We start from the raw sequence: 22,742 nt of genomic DNA, 5'->3' as shown, positions 1-22,742 counted from the left end.
TATGGGAAAGAATACGAATTAAAACCCATTAAAACAACCTCGTTAGAAAAAATAGCCTTTTTCCTAAGTGATCCAAATATTATTGTACTATTATTATTAGCAGGGATATTGGCTATCTTCCTTGAAATTAAGATGCCAGGAACGTTTATATTTGCAGCTTTGGGCATTACTTGTATTATATTATTTTTAATTGGTATTAGTATAATTCCAATAAATTATTTGGCTTTGCTTTTAATTTTAGCTGGTATTGCACTAGTAATTGCAGAGGTTTTTATCCCATCTTTTGGCCTTTTAACATTGTCAGCTATTATAGCTTTAGCATCAGGTTTATATCTATTTTTTGAGAGAGAAGGTACTATGGGTTTGAGAGTCTCAATGCCTCTAATCATAATTATTATATCAATTTTTGTTATAACTATTTTGTCAATTGGATTTTTAGTTTTCAGGGATATGAGAAAGAGATCAGTTGTTGGATTGGAGAAATTTATTGGCAAAAGAGCAAAAGTTATTAAATGGTCTGATGGCAGAGGTAAGGTTATGATAGATGGTGAGATATGGGATGCTATAGGTAAAAATCAGGATTTAAATTATAATAAAGACGACATCGTTAATATTGTTGATTTTAAGGATATGTATCTTATTGTTGAATGAGTATGCCTATAAATAATAAAAGTTAATCTTATTTTAGTTAAGCAATTTTTTATATTTTTATTTTTTCTGATAAATATCGGCTATATCTAGCTTTTTCAAATTTCTGCTACCACATTCGCTACATACCGAAGGTGTATATATCCACCATATAATTGATAGAATCAAAGCTGGTATACCTATAAAGGTTCCTATTATAGGCATAAAAAATATTAATAATGACAGAGCTAGAAAAAGCCCTGGTTTATAGGTGATTTTTTCTGTACTAACTACTTTTTTACAATTCTCACACCATCTGTGTGCCATAGATAATATACTAAAATATTTATTCTTAATGTCTAGTTAATTCTGTAATTTAGTTATGATTATTTTATTAATATTATTTAGGGGTTTACAAATAAACTCATTTTGTTATCATCAATAAACACTGCTCATTAAGGCTAAATGTATATAGTCGTCAGTAATAAATAAAAGGATATAAAAATTAGTGATATAACAATAAGATTGCCAAAACTTAATGATTCATATGGTATATGGGAATTAATTAAAAATTCTAAACCCCTTGATTTAAATTCTAAGTATTCTTATATGCTTTTTTGTACTCATTTTAGGAAAACCTCTGTTGTTGCTTTAAATGATGTGGGTAAAGTTATTGGATTTGTGTCAGGATATAGACCACCTGTAAAAGAAGACGCTCTTTTTGTTTGGCAAGTTGCAGTTGATGCTTCTATGAGGGGTAGAAGCCTTGCCCCAAAAATTATAGATAATATATTAAATAGATCATATAATAGGGATATAAAGTTTATACATGCAACAGTTACACCTTCAAATAAAGCTTCAGAGAGATTATTTAGAAAGTTAGCTGAAATCTATAATACTAAGTGTAGAACCTCTCTTTATTTCAAGGGCAAGTATTTTGGTTCCAATGGTATTCATGAAGATGAATATCTCTTTAATATAGGCCCTATAAGATAAATAATTATTAAAAATTTAGGGGGTAAATTATGGAACATAGTTCAAAAAAAATTGGAGAATCAGGTATGAGAGTATTTAACAATCTAGAATCAGAGGTGAGGGGATATATACGTTCATTTCCAACTATATTTGAGAAATCTAAGGGTGCTTTTTTATACGATCAACAGGATAATAAATTTATTGATTTTTTTGCTGGTGCTGGGACTTTGAATTATGGGCACAACAATGATAGAATATCAAAGGCTATTATCGAATATGTTCAAAATGATGGTGTTCTCCATGGCTTAGATCTTGCAACAACAGCTAAAAAGAACTTTCTCAACAAATTTTATGAAACAATTTTATCACCAAGAAACCTTGAATATAAGATACAATTTACAGGCCCAACTGGTACAAATGCAGTTGAAACTGCTATTAAGATAGCAAGGATGGTAAAAGGGCGCTCTAATATTGTAGCCTTTACAAATGCATTTCATGGTTTAACTATGGGCTCGCTTGCTTTAACTGGAAATGCCTTTTATAGAGATGAGGCCTATATTAGTAGGACTAATGTATCATTTATGCCTTTTGATGGTTATTTTGGTAAAGATATAAACACAGTTGACTACATAAGGAAGTTTCTTGAGGATCCAAGTAGTGGCCTTGATTTGCCGGCAGCTTTTATATTGGAAACGGTACAAGCTGAGGGTGGTGTTAATGTAGCTACTCCTGAATGGTTGGCTGGAATTGAAAGTCTATGCAGAGAGTTTGATATCTTATTGATAATAGATGATATACAGGTGGGAAATGGCAGAACAGGTGATTTCTTTAGTTTTGAGGAATCTGGTATAACACCGGATATTGTTACCTTATCTAAGGCTATTGGTGCTGGATTACCTCTTGCACTGGTTTTAATGAGGCCTGAGCTTGATCAGTGGAAACCAGGTGAGCACACAGGTACTTTTAGAGGGAATAATTTAGCCTTTGTTGCCTCAACTGCAGCACTGTCTTATTGGGATAATGATGATTTAAGTAAAGCTGTTAAATTAAAGTCAAAGATTTTAGAAAAGAGGTTAAATGATATTGCCCAAAAGTATCCTTCTGCTAATGCAAAAGTTAGAGGAAGAGGTATGATATACGGTCTTGAGCTGCCAGAGAGGAATTTTGCATCTGAGGTATCAACAAAATGCTTTGAAAAGGGTTTAGTGATTGAATTGGCAGGAGCCTACAATCAAATAATGAAATTTTTGCCTCCTCTTATAATAGAGGATAATATATTAGAAGAGGGCTTAAATATAGTTGATGAAAGCATAGGTGAATTAATTGAAGAAAAAGAGAAAAAAATGAGAGGTGAGTTTTAATGATTGTAAAACATGTAAATGACATCAAAGGAACAGAAGATGAAATTTATGCTAAGAAAGGTACTTGGTTAAGTAGGAGATTTTTATTAAAAAAGGATGGTCTAGGTTTTTCATTTCATGAAACAATCATTTTTGCAGGCACAGAAACATTGATTTGGTATAAAAACCATTATGAAGCAGTATATTGTGTGGGTGGTGAAGGTGAAATAGAGGATTTAGCAACGGGGAAAGTTTATCCTATAAATGATGGAACAATGTATGCCTTAAATAACCATGACAAACACTTGCTTAGAGCAACAACTAGTGATTTGAGGTTAATCTGTGTTTTTAACCCACCACTTGTTGGAAGAGAAGATCACGATGAGGACGGCAGTTATCCATTATTAGAGGAGTAGTGCTTATAAGTTATTGCATATTCAAGGTAATTTATTAATTTATAAAATATGCTTAATTTGGTTTATGCTGCTAAAGACGGTTCTATAATAGATGAACCAAGTTATTATACTGTTGCAACTACTGCCGAATTTGATTTCGTTCCCCCAGAAAATGATTATATAGATATACCTAATACTAGTAAAATTTTCTATATACCTGATAGCATTCCTTTAGGTTATAATAAAAAGAGAATGCATATAGAGAATATAAAAAAGGGTAATTCACTATCGGCTTTTTTGCCACCTGGTTATTTAAGACTCTATTTGCCAGCTTATAAAAGAAAAGAAGGTAGTAAATATTTACCTTTTTATGCTTATTGCCATATAGCCGCCAAGGGTGATAAACTTGTTGTTCCTGCGATAAAGATTGATGATGATAGTAAATGGAACCCAGCAAACTATGATTTTACACCTAATTTTGTAAATGTTGTAAAGCCAGTATTGAAAAAGTTTGAAAACAATAAAATAGTTAATCAATTATCAAAATGTGCATTAGAATACGGATGTACTGCAGCTAAAAATTTTTTTCTTGGTCAATACGAGGCTCCAATCCCTACTTCTAACAGGTGTAATTGTTCATGTTTAGGCTGTATATCATTTAGTGATAGACATTTAGTTGTTCCTCATAATAGGCTTACTTTTACACCGACTGCTAAAGAGATTGTAGAAGTTGCTTTATATCACGGTGACAATGAAAAGGATACCTTAGTTAGTTTTGGACAAGGTTGTGAGGGCGATCCAATAATGGTGGTAGATGTGATATGTAAAGCTGTAAAAGAAATAAAAGCTAAGAATAAAAATATAACAATTAATTTTAACTCAAATTGTTCAAAGCCAGAAAAGATTAAACAATTGATTGATGCTGGTATTGATAGTATTAGGGTTACTCTATTTAGTGCAGATAATTATTTATATAATGTATACCATAAACCTGCTGATTATAGCTTTGAAGATGTTTTAAAATCTTTAGATATTATGAGTAATAGTGATGTATTTTTGAGTTTAAATCTATTAGTTTTTCCTGGAATAACTGATAGATTAGAAGAGATTAAAGCTTTAGAAAAGCTTCTGGATAATTATAGAATAGATTTGATTCAGTGGAGGAATTTAAATATAGATAAATATTTGCTCTTTGATAATATTAAATTAAAAAAAGATGAGATATTGGGCCTAAAAAATCTCTTAAAAAGGCTTAAGAGAAAGTATAAGCATTTGCAACATGGTTATTTTAACAGGCCTAAATCACAGTTTTATAAAGAATTATATAAACTTAGCCTATAGATGAAAAGCCTGCCCTCTACCTTATATAAAGGTAAAAAATTAGTATACACCTCTGATAGTTCAATTACTTTCTATAGTTTGGACTATAATGAAGCCTATCGTGCTAAATCAATTGGGGCATTTACTGAGAGTTTACATAAATTTGTTAGAGCCTCGCGGGTTGAAGATCTTATAAGAGAAAAAGATGTATTATTATTAGATATGTTTCTTGGTGCTGGTTATAATCTTGCAGTATTGTTGTATTATATTTTAAAAATACCTCAGAGAAAAAGGTTGTTCATTGTATCTATTGAAAAAGATGCCTCTCTTTTGGAGATAATAAAGAAAAGCTATTTTTTATGGCCCTATGAGGGTTTTGATCTTTTACGAAAATTAATTACCCAAAAAAAGCATGAAAATATTTACCTAGAATTGTACATACAAGATATATGTGATTTTATTAAAAATTGTAATTTAACTTTTGATATTATATTTTTTGATCCCTTTAGTAGTAAAAATAATCCTGGGTTATGGTATTATAACATGTATAGAATTTTATATAGTTTATTAAATGTTAGAGGAAAAGTTGTGACCTATGCATCGTCTAAGAAAATTATAGAAGATTTTGAAAAAGCTGGTTTTAAAGCTTTTTCAATGCCTAAAATAGATGGGAGTTTTTCAGAAAGCTCTATTTTTGTAAAAGCTTAGTTAATTTGTCTAAAAATAGATAAAAATATTGTATTTTGTAAAAAATTATATACATTAACGTTGCTAAAATTATTATATATGAGGTTTATTATGGATAAAAAAGATTTCCTATCAAAACAGGTAAGGCATTTTGATATAAAGAGAACTAGTTGTGTAAATATAGTTGAGCAATTTAAAGATATGTCTTTCCAGGCTAGAAATCTATTTAATGCTGCTAGTATATATGGGGATATGTTAAAGGATGATGATTGTACGGTTATTTTAACCCTAGCTGGTTCAATCTTTAGTGCTGGTTTGAAAAAAGTTGTATATGATATGATTAATTATAATATGGTTGATATTATTGTTTCTACTGGGGCAATAATTGTGGATCAAGATTTCTTTGAAGCTCTTGGACATAAACATTATATTGGTAGCCCCGACGTTGATGATAAAGAACTTCTAAGAAATTATATTGATAGAATATATGATACATATATAGACGAAGAGGAACTTAGGGATTGTGATTTAACAATTAAAAAAATTGCTGATAAAATGCCACCTGGGGTTTATTCATCAAGACAATTTATAAATTATATGGGGAGATATCTTGAGGAGAATAACTTAAGTGGTGATTCAGTGGTAAGAATTGCCTATGAAAAGGATGTACCAATTTTTGTACCTGCTTTTTCTGATTGTAGTGCAGGTTTTGGCTTAATATTTCATCAATATGAAAGGGATAAAGAGAATTTAGAGAAAGTGTCTATAGATTCAGTTAAAGATTTTTTAGAGTTGACGAAGTTAAAAATGGCTTCTAAAGAAACAGGTTTGTTTATGGTTTCAGGTGGTGTTCCTAAAAATTTTGCCCAAGATGTAACAGTTGCCTGTGATATCCTTGAGGGTAAAGTAAATCTCCATAAATATGCTATTCAGATAACTGTTGCTGATGAAAGGGATGGGGGTTTATCAGGTTCTACATTGAAAGAGGCCCATTCCTGGGGGAAGGTTGATATAAAGAGGCAGCAGATGGTATTTGCAGAGGCAACTATAGCGTTGCCGCTTATAGTATCCTATGTTTATGAAAAAGGTTTTTATAAAAAAAGAGAAATGAAATGCTTAAATAAGGAATTGGAGGAGGTGAAGAGGTGATTCCAAATAGAGTCTTTTTAACAAAGGGTTTAGGTATACATAAAGATTATTTATCCTCTTTTGAGTTGGCTTTAAGATCGGCTGGGATAGAAATTTGTAATCTAGTATATGTATCAAGTATTTTGCCACCAAATTGCAAGATTATATCCAGAGAGGCTGGTGTAAAAGAATTGGTTCCTGGACAGATAACATATTGTGTTATGTCGAAAAACGCTACAAATGAGCCAAGTAGATTAATATCATCATCTATTGGTATTGCTATTCCAAAGGATAGAAATAACTATGGTTATATATCTGAACACCATGGTTATGGTGAAGTAGCTAAAAAATCATCTGATTATGCTGAAGATTTAGCGGCAACAATGCTTGCAACAACCCTTGGTATCCCCTTTGATGTTGATGTAGCATGGGATGAGAGAAAGCAAATTTATGAGGCAAGTAATCATATTTTTAGAACTAAAAGTGTTTGCCAATCAGCAGAGGGTAACAAGAATGGGTTATGGACATTTGTAATAGCTGCTGCAGTATTTTTAATGGATTAGGTTTTAAGAATGGAAGATTTTAATAATTTCTGCGGACTAGAAAGCAAATTTAGTGAATATACTACTTCTAATATTGTAATTCTACCTGTCCCATATGAAAAGACAACTTCATGGGCAAAGGGAACTGCGAAAGCACCAGAGGCAATTATTGAAGCCTCAAAAAATATGGAACTCTATTGTATTGAGACAGAATCTGAGGTTTATAGAAAAGGGATATTTACATCAGAGCCTCTATGTTGTGAAGAGCCCAATAGTCTTTTTATTCAGCTAGATAAAAGGGTTAAAGATTACTATAAAGATAATAAATATGTAGTTTCTATTGGCGGCGAACATACTATCACAGCTGGATTGGTAAAGTCATATAATGAGTTGTATGATAATTTATCAGTTGTTATATTTGATGCCCACACCGATTTAAGGGATGAATATGAAGGTGAGAAGTTTAGCCATGCATGCGTATCAAAGAGGATTTTAGATTATGGTATTAGACCTTTACAAATAGGTATTAGGAGTATGGATTTATCGGAAAAAACAAATATTGATGATAATTATATATATTATGCAAAGAATATAAAGTGCGAAGATAGCTCTAAATGGCTTGATAACTTAATTGGTAGATTAAAAGAGAACGTTTATATTTCAATTGATTTAGATGTGTTAGACCCTTCTGAGATGCCTTCCGTTGGCACTCCTGAGCCTGGAGGGTTGGGCTGGTATGACATAATTGAGATAATTAGAAGAATAGCTTCTTCTAGAAAGATTATCTCTTTTGATGTTGTTGAGCTATGTCCCAATGAGCTATTATTTTCTAATTTCACAGCAGCAAAACTAATTTATACTACCCTGTCATATATTAATAAATAATATGAGAAGTAATATAAATATTCGATATGCTACAGAAAAAGATTTAGGTATAATATTAGGTTTTATCAGAAAAATTGCTCGTTATGAAAGATTGGAAAAAGAGGTTGAAGCAACAGAAGAGTCTCTAAAGGAGGCTATTTTTCAAAAGAGATATGCCAAGGTAATAATTGCTGAATATAATAAAAGGGATGTTGCTTTTGCTGTTTTTTTCTATACCTTTTCTACATTTACCTCTAGACCAACCCTCTATATAGAGGATATCTATGTTGATGAAGATTGTAGAAGATTAGGTATTGGTTATGAAATTTTTAGATTTTTGGCTGGTTTGGCAAAGAAAGAGAATTGCAGTCGAATGGAATTGTCAGCTTTAAAGTGGAATAGCCCTGCAATAAATTTTTATAAAAAATTAGGTGGTACCATTCTTAGTGAATGGGTACAATTTAGATTTGATGAGTCAGTTTTAAATAAGTTGACCGAAAATATTTAACTTGTAATATTATAATGAAAAAATATATTTAGATGGACTTGTTTTTAAATAATTATCCTTGATTTTGGCAAAGTTTTGTGATATGTAGCTTATCTTAAGTAAAAAAAGTAATAAATACACACACCAGAAAGATAGATTGTAACTAGTGTCCTTAATAAATAAAGGATGTTGCAATTTGCTGGTGGAGGTAAAAACAAAATTGGAGGAAATATGACTTACATTAATATGAAAAGTTTATTGGAAGCAGGCATGCATTTTGGTCACCAGACAAGAAGGTGGGATCCTAAGATGGGACCTTATGTATTTGGTAAGAAGAATGGAATATATATAATAGATTTACAAAAAACAGTTGAATGTTTTAATAAAGCCTATGAATTTGTAAGAGATTCTTCAAGAAATGGTGCAGTTGTACTTTTTGTTGGGACAAAAAAACAAGCAAGTGATGCAATAAGAGAAGCGGCAACAAGATGTGAATCTCCATATGTAAGCGAAAGATGGTTAGGTGGGATGTTAACAAATTTTAATACTATTATAACAAGAGTTAAAAGGCTAAATGAGTTAGAAGAGATGATTAATAGTGGATTTATAAATAATTACGGAAAAAAAGAGGCAGCCTCATTGAGAAGGGAATATAATAAATTGAAAAAGAACTTATATGGAATCAAGGACATGAACAGGTTGCCTGATATTTTATTTATTATAGACATTAAAAGAGAATATATAGCTCTAAATGAAGCAAGTTCATTGGGCATCCCGGTTGTTGCAGTTGTTGATACCAACTGCAATCCTGAGCTTGTAGATTTTCCAATACCAGGAAATGATGATGCAATTAGAGCTTGTCAGTTAGTAGCTGAGAAAATAGCAGATGCTGTTTTAGAGGGTAAACAATTAAGAGATCAAGAGATGGTAGAAGAAGATGTTGAAGGTGATTTATCTAAAGTTGAGGATCAGAAAGAGGATATCCCAGTGGATGAGATAATAGATAATAATAATGATAATTCAATGGAGGATTTTTAATGGCAAATATAAGTGCTTCACAAGTTAAGGAATTAAGAGAAAAAACTGGCGCAGGTATGATGGATTGTAAAAAAGCTTTAGAGAAAACAAATGGGGATATTGAAGAGGCAGTAAATTATTTAAAAGTAAAGGGTTTATCTGATGCAGAAAAGAAATCTTCGAGGGAAACAAAAGAAGGATTAGTTGAAAGTTATATCCACGCTGGTGGTAAAATAGGTGTGCTTGTAGAAGTTAATTGTGAGACAGATTTTGTGGCAAAAAATGAAGAATTTAGAGATCTTGTTAGAGATATTGCAATGCATATATGCGCTAGCTCACCAATGTATATATCAGATAATGAGATATCTGAGGATGTTATAGAAAAAGAAAAAAAGATATATATAGAGAGAGCAAAGGAATCTGGTAAACCAGATCACATAATACCTAAAATAGTAGAAGGTCAGATCGAAAAGTATAAGAAATCTATCTGTTTGCTAACTCAGAATTTTGTTAAAGATCCTGAGATTACTGTTGAGGAACTTATTAAGAAAAATATAGCTAAGTTTGGAGAAAATATAAACGTTAGGCGATTTGCTAGGTTTGCTTTAGGTGAATAATTAACACCCTTTTAACCAAAAGTAATCATAGGGTTTAGCTGTAAGCTCAATATAGCTATTAGAAGACTGAATTTCTTTGTTATCTAATATATTCAACCACTTATTAGATGGGTTGGGTATGTTTTTTAATGGTATATTTATTTTAGTATTACTATTAGTTATATTATATACACAAATAATATTGCTTGAACTATTATATCTTATTAATATGAAAAAATCTTTTGATAGATTTAGAATTTTCTGTTCATTATTAGGATGAAACAAGGGTTCATTTCGCCTAATAGTTAGTAGTTTTTCTAGATTATTAAATATCAAATTTGTTACACTTCCCTTACTTTCTATTTTATTAATAAGGGCTTGTTCGTCTAGTACTTTTCTGTTAATACTTCTTGTTTCCTTTTCAATTAATACTGCTTCAGAATCATTTTTAGAACCAAATAAACCATGTATATATATGCCAGGTATACCCCTAAATGAAAGTGCTATTGCTCGTGATGAAAGATATCTTTTTATTTGAGTATTTGTATCCTCCTTATTGTTTTCATTATTAAGAGCGCTATACCATGTTATGTTTAATTCATAAGGAGCTTCTTTATCGTTGTAATCTTTTCTATATGATATATAACCACCATGTTCCAAAGTTTTTAAAACCAAAAAATTAATATCATTTTCATTTAATATTTCATTTACAGGAAAAAGACCAACACCATCATGAGTATCTAATATATTAAAATAAGTTGCTTCATCAGAGGGAAAATCTAAGTTTATAGCCCAGTTCGTTAGCTTGGTAGAATCTTCTTTTAAATAAGTGTATAAAACTAAAGGAGGTAGTGGAAAGTTGTATACCATATGGGCTTCATCATATCCATTTCCAAAGTATTTGATATTATCTTCATGAGGAACATTTGTTTCTGTTATAATTAATACATATGGTGCGGCTATTTCTAATATTAGCCTTATAAGTTTTATTATTATATGGGTTTGCTTTAAGTGTGTACAATTTGTGCCCAATGTCTCCCACAAATATGTGACTGCATCTAACCTAATTATATCTGCACCATTTCTAATATAGTATAATAATGTGTTAATCATTTTCATTAATACATCTACATTTTTATAATTTAGATCAATTTGGTCACTACTAAATGTAGTCCAAACTAATTTAATTCCCTCAATTGTTGCAAATTCAGTAAATAAATCACTTGTTCTAGGCCTTACTATTAATTTTAACTGTTCATCTGATAAGATGTTTTTTGTAGAAAATTGGGTGAAAAAATATTTATAAAAAGGGTGTCCGTTTAAGTATTCTTGGAACCACTTACTCTTTGATGAAACATGGTTCATAACAAAGTCAAACATTAAATTGAAATTATTATTTAATTTATATATATCTCTCCAAGTTCCCAAATCTGGATTGACATGTTTAAAATCTGTGATTGCAAAACCCCTGTCTGATGAATAAGGGAAAAATGGTAGAATATGAATTGTACTATATATATCTTTTAAATAGTTGTCTGCAAAAGTGCATATTGTTGATAAAGGATTTTTATCTTTGCTAACAATTATATCACCATATGTTATCAGGATAATATCTTTTTCAGAAAATAGTTTGCTTTTATCAAAATTTGCTTCAAATTCTTCTAATTCATCGCTTTTATATGCAAAGTGTACCTTTAAAAGCCTAATGAGTTCATATATATATTTATTTGCAATTTTACTACCATATAATATTGATAGATAATTAATCATTTTATTTACTATTTTTGGAGAGATTTCAGGAATTTTTTTTCTATAATTGGGAAAATCTAAGAAATATTTTGGTTTATACATTATTAGTAAAACTGCTTAAACACTCAGTTTGTGAATTATATATTTTTAGAATTTTATCTAAGTGGGTTATACTTAAAACTTCTTTAATGTTATCAGAAATATTACACAATCTGACATCACCATTGTGTGTTCTACACACTGATATCTTAGAGACAATAGCTCCAAGACCACTTGAGTCTATAAGTTTAGTGTTTTTAAAATCTATTATCAATTTATATATATTACGTGAGATATAATTAGCAATAATTTCTTTTAGTTCATTTGAAACACTTGCATCTAACCTAGAAGGTGGATATATAATTACAACACCTTTTTTTTCTTCCGTTAGAAATAAGCCTTTACTTTCCATATGTATTTATTATATGAATATGATTATAAAATCAATAGCAATGTTAGATTTATTGAGATCAGCTAAATCGTTTAATAGTTATATATTAGTTTTATTATCGGCATTTTTGCTCTGTTTATCAATGCCTGGATATTCAATTAGTCCAGTTGCTTTTATTGCTCTAACTCCTTTATTTTATGCAATAAAAAGCGATTATTCTAAGCTATATTTAAAAATTTATATATTTTCTATTATATTCTATTGTATTTCTTTGAGGTGGCTTTTAACAACAATTAGTTATTATGGTGGAGCACCGGTATATATAAGCGTTATTATATTATTGTTATTTTCTTCATACTTGAGTATTTATTGGTTAATTTTCATATATTTTTTTAAAAAAATTGATAACCCTTTGGTTCTTGCTGTCATATTTGTAAGTCTCGAGATTATCAGGGGCAGCTTTTTATCAGGTTTTCCTTGGTTAAATTTAGCACAAAGCCAGTATAATAATATATATATACTAAAAATATCCTCATTGATAGGCGAATATGGTTTAAGTTTTATAATTATATTAACTAATTTATTATTATTTAAATATTTTTATAATAAACAATTAAAATATTTATTTATATCAGTTTTAATTGTGATAATATCTATTTTTATTGGTTTTATTTTGATTAAAATTAATCCTATAATAAACAGTAATTTAAAGGTTACAGTCGTTCAACCGTCATATGAACAAAAGCTTAAATGGGATATCTATTCACAAAATAGGATAATTAATTATGTAAAATCACTTTTAGATAAAGCTTATAGGGAACATAGCAATTTGGTTGTTTTACCTGAGGCAGTATTTCCAACTTTTTTTAATGCTAATGAAGGATTAGAAGCATATATTAAAAGCCTTTCCTATAACAAACCCTTGGTCTTTGGAAATATTAGAGTTGAAGAAAGAAAGGGAAAATACAAATATTTTAATAGCGTATATTATGTGAATAAGGGAGAGATAAGTATATATGATAAAATTCATTTGGTGCCCTTTGGTGAATTTTTCCCTTTAAAAGATATCTTCAAGCCAATTAAATACTATTTTTTTGGGGATAGTGATGCTTTTACAAAAGGTAAAGAATATAAGATTTTTAACATTGATAATAAAAATTTTGCCTCATTAATTTGTTATGAGGGAGCCTTTACAAATTTAGTGCAAAAATTTATTGAGAAAAATCCAACTTTTTTAATAATTAATACAAATGATAGCTGGTTTGGTGATTCAATTGGAAGGATACAACATTTAGCTATTGCTAAGATTAGGGCTGCTGAAACATCAAAATATATAATAAGGGCTGCTCAGTCAGGTGTATCTGCATGTATAGATCCTAATGGAAAGATTGAAAGTTTTATGTCAATTAATGAAGAGGGTTATTTTAATTGTGAAATAAAGAAGGCAAGATATAATTCGGTATTTAATTATTTTCAATACACTTGGTTGCTTTTAATAATAATTATTATTGCAATAAAATATACAAAAGATTATATAGATTATAAGCAGTAAATTAAAAAAATAGAGGTTGCTAATGTTTGGTTTAGGTACACAAGAGTTAATAATAATATTGGTAATAATAATGATAATTTTTGGAGCAGGAAAACTACCGCAAATAGGGGAAGGACTTGGTAAGGCTATAAAAAACTTTAAGAAGGCAACAAATGATGCAGAAAATGCAATAGATATAACCCCAGATAGTGATAAAAAAGAAAAGGAGGAAAAAGAAAAAGAGAATAAATAATAATTTAAATAGGTATTTTTTATATATTTATTTATCTATTTAATAAATGAATGATCTATATTTTGGCAGGTATATCAGTAGGGAATCATTAATACATAAATTTCACCCGCTATTTAAGTTTTCATTTTTTTTAATATTTATTATTGTTATTAACAACACTGATAGCACTAATAGTCTAGCTTTGTATACTTTATTTTTCTTAGTTTTACTCTCTCTATCAAAGATTAAATTAAGTGAGATATTATTAGTAGCTAAACCATTTTATGTTTTAATATTTTTCACCTTTATAATTCAACTAATCGGTTATAGTGATATTTATAATAATATACTTTTATGTTATAAATTTCTGATGATGATTTTAATATCAGCCTTGTTGTCAGTTACAATAAAACCACTAGATGTTGTTAAGGTGTTATATTTAGCTTTTAGACCATTAAAAATATTGCGTGTAGATGTAAAAGAGCTTGTCTTGTCATTATTAATTGCAATTAGGTTTATACCAATGCTTTTTGAGGAATTAAACAATATAAAGCTAGTAAACAACTTTAGGCCCTACGCTGTAAAAAATAGATTAGAGAGATTAAATTTAGTAAAAAGATATATAATGCCTTTAATCTTTAGAATTTTCTATTATAGCGAACAACTAACTCTCTCATTACCTGAAAATGGTGTCATTGGAGAAGTACTAAAACTTGATAGTCCAAAGTTTGTAGATTGTACTATTCTTTTTCTTCTAATAATATTCTTAGGTGGCATATTTGTTGTATAATAAGAAATGTGTTGTAGAGTATAATGGGAGTAATTTTTATGGTTGGCAAGTGCAGAAAAATGCAAGAACAGTACAATATGTATTAGAGCAAGTATTGGAGAGAATATACAAAAGGAAGATAAAAATATTTGGCGCAGGAAGGACTGACAGTGGGGTTCATGCAGAAGGGCAGGTCTTTAATTTTAAAAATGAAAAATATATAGAAAATGACAATCTTCTAGCTGGTTTGAATTCACTACTGCCTAATGATGTTGTTATAAAAAGTGTTGAGGATGTTATGCTAAATTTTCATGCTCAATATGATGCAAAATCTAAGGTATATAATTATAAAATTTATAATAATAAGATAAGGTCAGCCCTTTTATATGATAGAGTATGGTGGGTTAAAAGTGAATTGTCATTGAACTTGTTAGAATATTTGTTTAAAAAATTTATAGGTAAAAGAGATTTTAAGTATTTTTGTAAGGGTAGTAAATTTTATAGGAGCACTGAAAGAGAGATATACATGATAGAGATTTATATGAAAGATAAGATTATTAATATAGATATTGAGGCTAGTGGATTTTTAAGAAAAATGGTCAGGCTCATTGTAGGATCTGTTGTTAAAACAGCTGCAGGGGATAAAAACACTAATAACTTGCAAAAAGCTATTTACGCAGCACCATCACAGGGTTTATATCTAAAAAAAGTAGTATATTGAATAAATTGAACAATATTAGTTACAATCTTCTCCTGGTTTTATCTTAATCTTTGTTGTTAACTCTAAATATCTCTTTAGCCAATTAGCAAAAGCTTGATCAACTATCTCTAAATCTTTTTTATCTAATTTGTTTTTCAGTTCTTTCTCTTTAGCCTCTAATTCTCTTAATTTCTCTTTCTCATCACTATTTAGATATTCATGCTCATCTTTTAGTAATGTTAGCTCTTTTTTTATTTCCAAATATTCTTCACGCATATTAAACCCCTGTAATTATATTAATTTAAAATAAATCATAATTAATTGTTTGTCAAAGTAAAATATTTTCTAGCTAGATTTTAATTATTTTTTATATTTTTAACAATTGAACTTATACTCGATTAATAATATATAATTATTTATGAAAATAATTATCTTAGGTGCTGGTGAAGTAGGTTTTAATGTTGCAAAACAACTAATAAATGAAGGACGTAATGTTGTCCTTATCGAGAAAAATTTAGATAAGGTTAAGAGTGCAAATAATAGACTTGATTGTATGGTAATTTATGGCGATGGCACTGACTTAAATGTATTAAAAGATATCTCTATTGAAAAGGTTGACATATTCCTTGCCCTTACAGATTCTGATGAAGTAAACCTAATATCTTCTTTGATAATTGATAGTGAGTTTAATGTAAGTAAAGTGATAACACGTATAAAAAAGATAGCATATGAGAAAACTAAATTATTAAAGAAAAAGATTGGTGGTATAGATTATGTTGTTAATCCAGAGTTAGAGGCTGCAAATAATATTTTAAATGTTATAGAAGAGGGTGCAATTAGCGATGTATTTTTATTCAATAGAGATGTTCAAATGAGGTGCTTATATATTAAAAGCGAATCAATGTTAAAGGGAAAAAGTTTGAGGGAGCTTAAAGAATACTACAGTGGTAATTATATTGTAGCTGGGATTCAAAGAGGAGATAACATTATTATTCCCTCAGGGAAAACAAAAATTATTGAAGGGGATATGCTATATATTATAGGTGAAAGAAGGGATTTAGATCCTTTATTTATAAAAGGGGGTGTTTCTTTTAAGAGGCTAAAGAATGTCGTTATTGTTGGTGGAACAACTATTGGTGAGATAGTTATCTCTAAATTATTAAATTTAGATATAAATGTTAAATTAATTGATAAAGATTATGAAATCTGTAAGATATTCTCAGAAAAATATAGTAAATTGACTGTTATTAATGACAATATAACAAGCGAAGGGATATTTGAAGAAGAAAATCTAAAAGTTTTTGATCTTATTATAACTACAACAGAGAACGAGGAATTAAATATACTAAGTGCAATTTATGGTAAAACTGTGGGTATAAAAAGGGCAATTGCCTTGGTTGATAAACAGAACTATATCTCAATGTCAAATCAATTAGGGCTTGATGCTACAGTTAGCCCAAAGTCAAGCTCAGTAAATGCTATATTAAAGTACATAAGGCGAGGCCATATTAAAAGTATTTATACAATATTTAATGGGAAGGCTGAAGCCATTGAATATACAATCTCTAAAGATAGTGTTCTTGTTGGTAAATCTTTAAAGAGGCTTGATTTGCCAAGCTCTTCCCTTATTATTTCAATAAATAGGGGTAATAATAATTATATACCTGATGGAAATTTTGTTTTAAAAGAGGGTGATAATATTGTGATATTTGCAAAAAGAGAAGCTATAAATAGAATTGAAGATTTAATTTCATAGCATATGCATCCTAGATTAATATTTAAAATTTTATTAAAACTCCTTTTTGTACTCTCTATATTTATGGCTATGCCTGTGTTTGTTGCATTATATTATAGAGAATATATGTTTTTAAATTATTTTTTATTATTTTCTTTATCAATGTTTTGTTTGAGTATGATCTTATTATTTATATTAAGAAATGTTTCTGAGGAGTATTTAACGGTCAGAGACGGGTTTTTATTGGTTTTTTTATGTTGGTTGTTGATGTCAATTGTTGGGGCATTGCCGTATTTTTTATCAGGTAGCATATCAAATTTTTGTAATGCTTTTTTTGAATCTGTATCGGGATTTACAACAACTGGTGCCTCTATTCTGAATAATGTAGAAGATATGCCAAAATCTATACTCTTTTGGAGGTCTTTGACTCATTGGATAGGAGGTATGGGTATAATAGTCTTAACTGTTGCAATTTTGCCAATTTTAGGTGTTGGGGGGTTGCAGTTAGTAAAAGCAGAGCTGCCAGGACCAACTGTAGATAGATTAACACCTCGCATAAAGGATACAGCTAAGTTATTGTGGGCTATTTATGTAATTATTACATTTGTTGAGGTGTTCTTTTTAATGCTTGGGGGATTAAATTTTTTTGATTCCATAACACATTCCTTTTCAACGGTTGCTACTGGTGGTTTTTCAACAAAAAATAATAGTGTTGAAGGATTTAATTCTAGTTATATTGAATTAATTATTACTATTTTTATGATAGCAGCGGGCGTAAATTTTACTATTTATTATAGACTTATCTTATTTAGGTTTGAAAAAATTCTACTTAACACTGAGTTTAAAGCATATCTGTTAATTCTGTTTACCTGTTCAATATTTTTATTTTGTAATCTTTATTTTAGTACTTACCACAATATTTTTGATTCTTTAAGATATGCTTTTTTTCAAGCTGCAACAATTATGACAACTACAGGATTTAGCTCTTTTAATTATGAAGATTGGCCTTACTTTAGTCAAAGTATACTTTTTTTGTTGATGTTTATTGGTGCCTCATCTGGATCTACAGGTGGTGGCATTAAAGTAATAAGGATTATTACATTATTAAGGCAAGCAGTAAATGAGATGAAATTTATTATACATCCAAAGGGGGTTTTTGCTTTCAAGATTAATGGTATAGCTGTAAAAAAAGACATTGTTTATGCAATTTCTGCTTTTTGCTTTTTATATATTATAATTGCGATATTATTTACTGCTATAATTTCTACAGCTGGTGTTGACTTAAAAACGTCTTTAACCTCAGTTTTAGCCACATTAGGTAACATAGGGCCTGGTTTAGGTTTGGTAGGACCAACAAAAAATTATAGTTTTTATCCTGATTATGTTAAATGGATTTTATCATTTCTTATGATTTTAGGGAGACTTGAGTTGTATACGGTGTTTATACTACTATTTCCATTTTTCTGGAAAAAATAATTTATTGAATATAATTTAATTTTAATTAAATTATAATTATTAATTTATATGAAAAATTTAATTAATTATTTGATTATTTCTTTTATAATTATAATGTTTACCTCTTGCAGTAAATCTTTTAATTTTGTAAGAGATAGCACCCTTAGAGAGCAATATAAATATACAGCTAAAAGTAATATATTGTTAATCTATTATAATGCAGATAAAAAAGGTGATAAAGTTAATGTATCTATGGGTGTAAAGAACATATCGGGTAATTATCTAAAGAATTTAAGTCTATATTTTTATATTGATGGGCCTTATAGATTGGCAAAATATATTGATCTTGGCAACTTAAAAAATCGAAGTGTAAAGTATACTAATTTACAGTTGAATAGTGATATAGATAAAATATATGTTAACTATGAATACATCCCTGTTGATGAAGATAGTTTTTTGCTATTTGACAGTGAACAATCTATGGATGTATATAGGAGTTACAAGGATAGTGTTACTTTGTTTTTACCTTAATAAATAATTGAATATAATAAATTTTTTATTGCAAAATAATCAATAAGATTGTATACAATAAAACCTATGATAGATAAAAATAGTAAAAATATAGATGATACAACATTAAGTGAAAAGATTGCCAATCTCATAGGGAAAAAAATTTTAGAAGGTGAGTATTTGCCTGGCAAAAGGATTACAGAAACTGAGATTGCAGAAAAATTGGGCTTTAGCAGAACACCTATAAGAGAGGCCTTAAGAATATTAGAGAGAGAAGGGTTTGTTGAGATATTACCACGCAGAGGTGCAAAGGTAACTACATTGAAAGTGTCAGATATAGAGGAAATATTTCTGTTAAAATATAGATTAGAATCATTAGCAATGAGCTTAGCAATAGATCATATCAATGAAGATGATTTAGATTATCTTAATAAACTCAATGAGAAATTAATTAACTTAAAGAACACAGAAAATATTTCAAGTTTAATTGATATAAATAGTAGATTTCATTCTTATATTATTGAAAAATCTGGTAACAAAAGGCTTTCTAGGATACTAAAAGATATACAAGCTGAGTTTAGTAGAGCAACAGCTGTATCATTTAATGTAAAAGAGCGCATTAATGAGGTTATCGAAGAACATAATGATATATTAAATGCTTTGAAAAATGGGGATAAAAATAAAATTGAAAAAGTTGTTGAAAAACATGTGTATAGGGGTTGGCAATTTATAAAAAATATATATGCTAGGCAGGGTCTATAATGAAATATAGGGTATTTATAACGCGAAAAAAAGGAGTATTAGACCCTGAGGGGCAAGCAATCAAATCGGCAATAGACAGGGTCAAACATTTAAATATGGATTTAAAAGTTAACGATGTAAGAGTTGGTAAAATTTATGATATAGAGGTTGAAGATAAGATCCAAAATAAAACTGAAGCATTGGATGGAAAAATAGAAAGATTAGTTCATAAAATCCTTATTAATCCTATTATTGAGGATTATAGAATAGAAAAATTAGTGGAATAACTTGAAAGTTGGTATAATAGTCTTCCCTGGTTCTAATTGTGACGAGGATTGTTTTTATGTTTTTAGCCATATAATAGGTGTAGATACTAGCTATATATGGCATAAAGATAGTTCTTTAAAGGATATTGATTTATTAATAATCCCAGGTGGTTTTAGTTATGGGGATTATTTAAGATGCGGTAGTATAGCAAAATTATCTCCCATTATGGAGGCAATCTACAATTATGCCGAAAAGGGTGGTTATATAATTGGTATTTGCAATGGTTTTCAAGTGCTTGTTGAAACAGGCTTATTGCCTGGGGCCTTTATTAGAAACAAGAATTTAAAGTTTATATGTAAATATGTACATATAAAAGTTACTGATCATGAAAATATCTTTGTAAAGGATCTTGATAAGAATATATTGCATATACCTATTGCACATAAAGATGGTAATTATTTTATTGATAAGAATTCATATATTGAATTAGAAAAAAATGGAAGAATTGTGTTTAAGTATTGTTCTTCTAAAGGTGAATTAGATGAAGTTTATAATCCTAATGGTTCAATAGGTAATATAGCAGGTATTATAAATAAAAAGGGAAATATATTGGGTATGATGCCCCATCCTGAGAGGGCATCTGAAGCATTGCTTGGTAGTACAGATGGTCTTGGCATATTCTTATCTGCATTAAAAAATATAGGTTTTATTAATTAGAAATAAAAATGAATAACAATTATATAAATGCAACTTTAGAGGAAGCAAAAAAGCTAGGTTTAACAGAAGAAGAGTTTAATAATATACATCAAATTCTTAAGAGGAAACCTAACTTCCTTGAAATGGCTATGATATCGGCTTTGTGGAGTGAACATTGTAGTTATAAAAGTAGTAAAATACATTTGAAAAAATTACCTACAAAGGGTGAAAATGTTCTCTTAGGTCCTGGCGAGAACGCTGGAGTTGTGAGAATTAAAGATGATTTATGTGCAGTTTTTAAAGTGGAAAGCCATAATCATCCTTCATACATTGAGCCTTATCAAGGTGCGGCTACGGGGGTTGGAGGGATTTTAAGGGATATTTTTGCAATGGGGGCTAGGCCCGAATTACTAATGGATTCTTTAAGCTTTGGTCTTTTAGATGATAGCCATAATAAATATTTAGTAGATAAAGTGGTTGAAGGTATAGCAGATTATGGTAACTGTATGGGTATTCCTGTTGTAGGTGGAGAGACAAACTTTGATGAGGTATATACAAAGAATCCTCTAGTAAATGTTTTTGCTCTTGGTTTGGTAGATAAAAAACATATAAAAAAGGCAAGCTTGGGTGATATCGGCAATAAAATATTGTATGTGGGAGCAAAAACTGGGCGAGATGGGATCCATGGGGCTTCAATGGCATCTAAAAGTTTTGATGATGATAGTGAATCTAAACGCATAAATGTTCAGATTGGCGATCCCTTTACTGAAAAACTACTTTTAGAGGCCTGTATTGAATTAGTTGAAAAGGATTTAGTAGTTGGATTGCAGGATATGGGGGCAGCAGGTCTAACTAGCTCAATATTTGAACTAGCATTAAAGAGTGGTATTGGTGCCCAAATAGAATTAGATAATGTTCCTCTTAGGGAAGAGGGGATGAACCCTTATGAGATTATGCTTTCTGAGTCTCAAGAGAGGATGCTTGTTATAGTAGCTGATAATAATTTGGATAGGGTGAAAGAGATTTTTAATAAGTGGGATTTAGATGCTGTGGAACTAGGAAAAGCTACTCCTGAAAAGAGTGTGAAAATTAAATGGAGGGGCAACATTGTTGCTGATATACCTATCAAAGAACTTGACAAGTATGAACCAGTTTATGCAAAGGATTTTTCTAAACCGATTTATGTAGACAAGTTGTCAGATAATGTTGATTTAAAGAATGAAATAGATTGTTATTATTTATTTGATAGATTAGTTAGAGACCCCAATATTTGCACTAAAAAGTGGATCTATGAGCAATATGACCATATGGTTAGGACAAATACAGTAGTTTTACCTGGAGCTGATGCTTCAGTTGTTAGAATAAAGAGTGTAGAGAATGTTTTTCTGGCTATTTCTTCAGATAGTAACGGAAGGATGTGCTATATAAATCCTTATGAGGGAGCAAAACATGTTGTCAGCGAAGCACTTTTAAATATTTCAGTGGCCGGTTCAGAGCCGGTTGGTATAACCAATTGTCTTAATTTTGGAAATCCAGATAATAGGTTTGTGATGTGGCAATTTGTTAAAGTTATTGAGGGTATGAGAGATAGTTGTGACTATTTTAATGTGCCTATAGTTAGCGGAAATGTAAGTTTTTATAATGAAACGCTCCCTCAAAATTTAAATGAGTATAAACCAAACAGTATAGAAGGTAACATATATCCAACGCCAAATATAGTTGCTGTAGGTAAAATTTTGCGCAACAGTATTGACAATAATATATCATTTTTTAAACAAAAAGATAGCTCTATAGCTCTTTTAGGAAAAAATAGTGGCAGTATAGGAGGTAGCTTAATATCTAAGTATATTGGCGTTTTTAATGATTGTGATATTCCCCATATTGATTTAGAAAAGGTTAAAAATTTAATAAAGATTATGCAAAAATTGGCAAGTGATAATTTAGTTTTA

At 29.6% G+C, this 22,742-nt stretch carries 27 protein-coding genes; 23 read left to right on the top strand and 4 right to left on the bottom strand.

Annotation, left to right across the window (positions count from 1 at the left end; genetic code table 11):
• Positions 1–651, top strand: a 651-nt coding sequence (locus SVN78_01910) for an NfeD family protein (protein ID MDY6820358.1), incomplete at its 5' end; no start/stop codon positions are given.
• Positions 652–708: 57 nt separating this feature from the next.
• Here the strand turns inward: SVN78_01910 and SVN78_01905 are convergent.
• On the bottom strand, positions 709–954 hold the full coding sequence (locus tag SVN78_01905; protein MDY6820357.1) for a hypothetical protein: 246 nt from the start codon (positions 952–954) through the stop codon (positions 709–711).
• A gap of 198 nt (positions 955–1,152) precedes the next feature.
• Here SVN78_01905 and ectA point away from each other — a divergent pair, with 198 nt between their 5' ends.
• From ectA to tsf, 11 genes are all read left to right on the top strand, one after another.
• Positions 1,153–1,623, top strand: coding sequence for a diaminobutyrate acetyltransferase (ectA, locus tag SVN78_01900; GenBank protein ID MDY6820356.1), 471 nt, complete (start codon positions 1,153–1,155; stop codon positions 1,621–1,623).
• A 65-nt stretch (positions 1,624–1,688) separates the two neighbouring features.
• Entirely contained in the window at positions 1,689–2,963 is a 1,275-nt protein-coding gene (ectB, locus tag SVN78_01895; protein ID MDY6820355.1) for a diaminobutyrate--2-oxoglutarate transaminase, read from the top strand.
• Complete coding sequence (locus tag SVN78_01890; protein MDY6820354.1) at positions 2,963–3,358, top strand: ectoine synthase; 396 nt, start codon at positions 2,963–2,965, stop codon at positions 3,356–3,358. The genes ectB and SVN78_01890 overlap by 1 nt, the downstream gene beginning before the upstream one ends.
• Positions 3,359–3,406: 48 nt before the next feature.
• Positions 3,407–4,678, top strand: coding sequence for a radical SAM protein (locus tag SVN78_01885; GenBank protein ID MDY6820353.1), 1,272 nt, complete (start codon positions 3,407–3,409; stop codon positions 4,676–4,678).
• The gene (locus SVN78_01880; protein ID MDY6820352.1) at positions 4,679–5,365 is read left to right on the top strand and encodes an MnmC family methyltransferase; all 687 of its coding nucleotides are present in this window, start codon (positions 4,679–4,681) and stop codon (positions 5,363–5,365) included. It begins immediately after the preceding gene.
• 90 nt (positions 5,366–5,455) lie between these two features.
• Positions 5,456–6,493 (top strand): deoxyhypusine synthase, encoded by a 1,038-nt coding sequence (locus SVN78_01875; protein ID MDY6820351.1) that lies wholly within the window; start codon positions 5,456–5,458, stop codon positions 6,491–6,493.
• Positions 6,490–7,035, top strand: coding sequence for an arginine decarboxylase, pyruvoyl-dependent (locus SVN78_01870; protein ID MDY6820350.1), 546 nt, complete (start codon positions 6,490–6,492; stop codon positions 7,033–7,035). Before SVN78_01875 ends, SVN78_01870 begins: the two co-directional genes overlap by 4 nt.
• 9 nt (positions 7,036–7,044) lie before the next feature.
• Positions 7,045–7,899, top strand: a complete 855-nt coding sequence (speB, locus tag SVN78_01865; protein ID MDY6820349.1) for an agmatinase — start codon at positions 7,045–7,047, stop codon at positions 7,897–7,899.
• 1 nt (position 7,900) lies between these two features.
• Positions 7,901–8,386, top strand: coding sequence for a GNAT family N-acetyltransferase (locus SVN78_01860; GenBank protein ID MDY6820348.1), 486 nt, complete (start codon positions 7,901–7,903; stop codon positions 8,384–8,386).
• A gap of 210 nt (positions 8,387–8,596) precedes the next feature.
• Entirely contained in the window at positions 8,597–9,403 is an 807-nt protein-coding gene (gene rpsB, locus SVN78_01855; protein ID MDY6820347.1) for a 30S ribosomal protein S2, read from the top strand.
• Positions 9,403–9,999, top strand: coding sequence for a translation elongation factor Ts (gene tsf / locus SVN78_01850; protein MDY6820346.1), 597 nt, complete (start codon positions 9,403–9,405; stop codon positions 9,997–9,999). Before rpsB ends, tsf begins: the two co-directional genes overlap by 1 nt.
• Here the strand turns inward: tsf and SVN78_01845 are convergent, their stop codons facing one another.
• Both SVN78_01845 and SVN78_01840 read right to left on the bottom strand, forming a co-directional pair.
• Entirely contained in the window at positions 10,000–11,829 is a 1,830-nt protein-coding gene (locus SVN78_01845) for an alpha-amylase family glycosyl hydrolase (GenBank protein ID MDY6820345.1), read from the bottom strand.
• A complete protein-coding gene (locus SVN78_01840) occupies positions 11,822–12,178 on the bottom strand; it encodes an STAS domain-containing protein (GenBank protein ID MDY6820344.1) in 357 nt (118 codons plus the stop codon). The genes SVN78_01845 and SVN78_01840 overlap by 8 nt, the downstream gene beginning before the upstream one ends.
• Before the next feature lie 13 nt (positions 12,179–12,191).
• Between SVN78_01840 and lnt the strand changes: the two genes are divergently transcribed.
• From lnt to truA, 4 genes are read left to right on the top strand one after another with little or no spacing between them, the layout of a single operon-like run.
• Positions 12,192–13,709 carry an apolipoprotein N-acyltransferase gene (lnt, locus tag SVN78_01835; protein ID MDY6820343.1) on the top strand — a complete coding sequence of 506 codons (1,518 nt, stop codon included), beginning with the start codon at positions 12,192–12,194 and terminating at the stop codon, positions 13,707–13,709.
• Between the two features lie 22 nt (positions 13,710–13,731).
• Complete coding sequence (gene tatA, locus SVN78_01830) at positions 13,732–13,941, top strand: twin-arginine translocase TatA/TatE family subunit (protein MDY6820342.1); 210 nt, start codon at positions 13,732–13,734, stop codon at positions 13,939–13,941.
• A gap of 46 nt (positions 13,942–13,987) precedes the next feature.
• Positions 13,988–14,710, top strand: coding sequence for an energy-coupling factor transporter transmembrane protein EcfT (locus tag SVN78_01825; GenBank protein MDY6820341.1), 723 nt, complete (start codon positions 13,988–13,990; stop codon positions 14,708–14,710).
• Complete coding sequence (gene truA / locus SVN78_01820; GenBank protein ID MDY6820340.1) at positions 14,700–15,410, top strand: tRNA pseudouridine(38-40) synthase TruA; 711 nt, start codon at positions 14,700–14,702, stop codon at positions 15,408–15,410. The genes SVN78_01825 and truA overlap by 11 nt, the downstream gene beginning before the upstream one ends.
• Before the next feature lie 15 nt (positions 15,411–15,425).
• On the opposite strand, the gene SVN78_01815 is transcribed toward truA, so the two are convergent.
• Positions 15,426–15,665 (bottom strand): hypothetical protein, encoded by a 240-nt coding sequence (locus tag SVN78_01815; GenBank protein ID MDY6820339.1) that lies wholly within the window; start codon positions 15,663–15,665, stop codon positions 15,426–15,428.
• A gap of 142 nt (positions 15,666–15,807) precedes the next feature.
• On the opposite strand from SVN78_01815, the gene trkA reads away from it, so the two are divergent.
• The 7 genes from trkA to purL form a co-directional block, all read left to right on the top strand.
• On the top strand, positions 15,808–17,145 hold the full coding sequence (trkA, locus tag SVN78_01810; GenBank protein MDY6820338.1) for a Trk system potassium transporter TrkA: 1,338 nt from the start codon (positions 15,808–15,810) through the stop codon (positions 17,143–17,145).
• A 3-nt stretch (positions 17,146–17,148) separates the two neighbouring features.
• Positions 17,149–18,600 carry a TrkH family potassium uptake protein gene (locus SVN78_01805; protein MDY6820337.1) on the top strand — a complete coding sequence of 484 codons (1,452 nt, stop codon included), beginning with the start codon at positions 17,149–17,151 and terminating at the stop codon, positions 18,598–18,600.
• 93 nt (positions 18,601–18,693) lie between these two features.
• Positions 18,694–19,110, top strand: coding sequence for a hypothetical protein (locus tag SVN78_01800; protein ID MDY6820336.1), 417 nt, complete (start codon positions 18,694–18,696; stop codon positions 19,108–19,110).
• A gap of 66 nt (positions 19,111–19,176) precedes the next feature.
• The gene (locus tag SVN78_01795) at positions 19,177–19,851 is read left to right on the top strand and encodes a GntR family transcriptional regulator (protein MDY6820335.1); all 675 of its coding nucleotides are present in this window, start codon (positions 19,177–19,179) and stop codon (positions 19,849–19,851) included.
• Positions 19,851–20,117: a phosphoribosylformylglycinamidine synthase subunit PurS gene (purS, locus tag SVN78_01790; GenBank protein MDY6820334.1), complete on the top strand. Its 267-nt coding sequence runs from the start codon at positions 19,851–19,853 to the stop codon at positions 20,115–20,117. Before SVN78_01795 ends, purS begins: the two co-directional genes overlap by 1 nt.
• Position 20,118: 1 nt before the next feature.
• Complete coding sequence (gene purQ, locus SVN78_01785) at positions 20,119–20,814, top strand: phosphoribosylformylglycinamidine synthase I (protein ID MDY6820333.1); 696 nt, start codon at positions 20,119–20,121, stop codon at positions 20,812–20,814.
• Positions 20,815–20,822: 8 nt separating this feature from the next.
• On the top strand, positions 20,823–22,742 hold a 1,920-nt coding region (purL, locus tag SVN78_01780; GenBank protein MDY6820332.1), incomplete at its 3' end, for a phosphoribosylformylglycinamidine synthase subunit PurL.

It is taken from the genome of Deferribacterota bacterium, assembly GCA_034189185.1.
Taxonomy (GTDB): Bacteria; Chrysiogenota; Deferribacteres; order Deferribacterales; family UBA228; genus UBA228.
Note: the sequence above shows the minus strand (reverse complement) of the source record. Positions and strands in the feature narration are given on the sequence as shown.

Coding starts and splice junctions, on each gene's coding strand:
- lnt (MDY6820343.1), top strand. CDS start 12,192: ATGAATATGATTATAAAATCAATAGCAATGTTAGATTTATTGAGATCA.
- trkA (MDY6820338.1), top strand. CDS start 15,808: ATGAAAATAATTATCTTAGGTGCTGGTGAAGTAGGTTTTAATGTTGCA.
- speB (MDY6820349.1), top strand. CDS start 7,045: ATGGAAGATTTTAATAATTTCTGCGGACTAGAAAGCAAATTTAGTGAA.
- ectB (MDY6820355.1), top strand. CDS start 1,689: ATGAGAGTATTTAACAATCTAGAATCAGAGGTGAGGGGATATATACGT.
- SVN78_01800 (MDY6820336.1), top strand. CDS start 18,694: ATGTTTACCTCTTGCAGTAAATCTTTTAATTTTGTAAGAGATAGCACC.
- purS (MDY6820334.1), top strand. CDS start 19,851: ATGAAATATAGGGTATTTATAACGCGAAAAAAAGGAGTATTAGACCCT.
- SVN78_01805 (MDY6820337.1), top strand. CDS start 17,149: ATGCATCCTAGATTAATATTTAAAATTTTATTAAAACTCCTTTTTGTA.
- SVN78_01880 (MDY6820352.1), top strand. CDS start 4,679: ATGAAAAGCCTGCCCTCTACCTTATATAAAGGTAAAAAATTAGTATAC.
- SVN78_01825 (MDY6820341.1), top strand. CDS start 13,988: ATGAATGATCTATATTTTGGCAGGTATATCAGTAGGGAATCATTAATA.
- SVN78_01905 (MDY6820357.1), bottom strand. CDS start 954: ATGGCACACAGATGGTGTGAGAATTGTAAAAAAGTAGTTAGTACAGAA.
- rpsB (MDY6820347.1), top strand. CDS start 8,597: ATGACTTACATTAATATGAAAAGTTTATTGGAAGCAGGCATGCATTTT.
- SVN78_01815 (MDY6820339.1), bottom strand. CDS start 15,665: ATGCGTGAAGAATATTTGGAAATAAAAAAAGAGCTAACATTACTAAAA.
- SVN78_01840 (MDY6820344.1), bottom strand. CDS start 12,178: ATGGAAAGTAAAGGCTTATTTCTAACGGAAGAAAAAAAAGGTGTTGTA.
- tsf (MDY6820346.1), top strand. CDS start 9,403: ATGGCAAATATAAGTGCTTCACAAGTTAAGGAATTAAGAGAAAAAACT.
- tatA (MDY6820342.1), top strand. CDS start 13,732: ATGTTTGGTTTAGGTACACAAGAGTTAATAATAATATTGGTAATAATA.
- SVN78_01795 (MDY6820335.1), top strand. CDS start 19,177: ATGATAGATAAAAATAGTAAAAATATAGATGATACAACATTAAGTGAA.
- SVN78_01890 (MDY6820354.1), top strand. CDS start 2,963: ATGATTGTAAAACATGTAAATGACATCAAAGGAACAGAAGATGAAATT.
- SVN78_01885 (MDY6820353.1), top strand. CDS start 3,407: ATGCTTAATTTGGTTTATGCTGCTAAAGACGGTTCTATAATAGATGAA.
- SVN78_01860 (MDY6820348.1), top strand. CDS start 7,901: ATGAGAAGTAATATAAATATTCGATATGCTACAGAAAAAGATTTAGGT.
- SVN78_01845 (MDY6820345.1), bottom strand. CDS start 11,829: ATGTATAAACCAAAATATTTCTTAGATTTTCCCAATTATAGAAAAAAA.
- SVN78_01875 (MDY6820351.1), top strand. CDS start 5,456: ATGGATAAAAAAGATTTCCTATCAAAACAGGTAAGGCATTTTGATATA.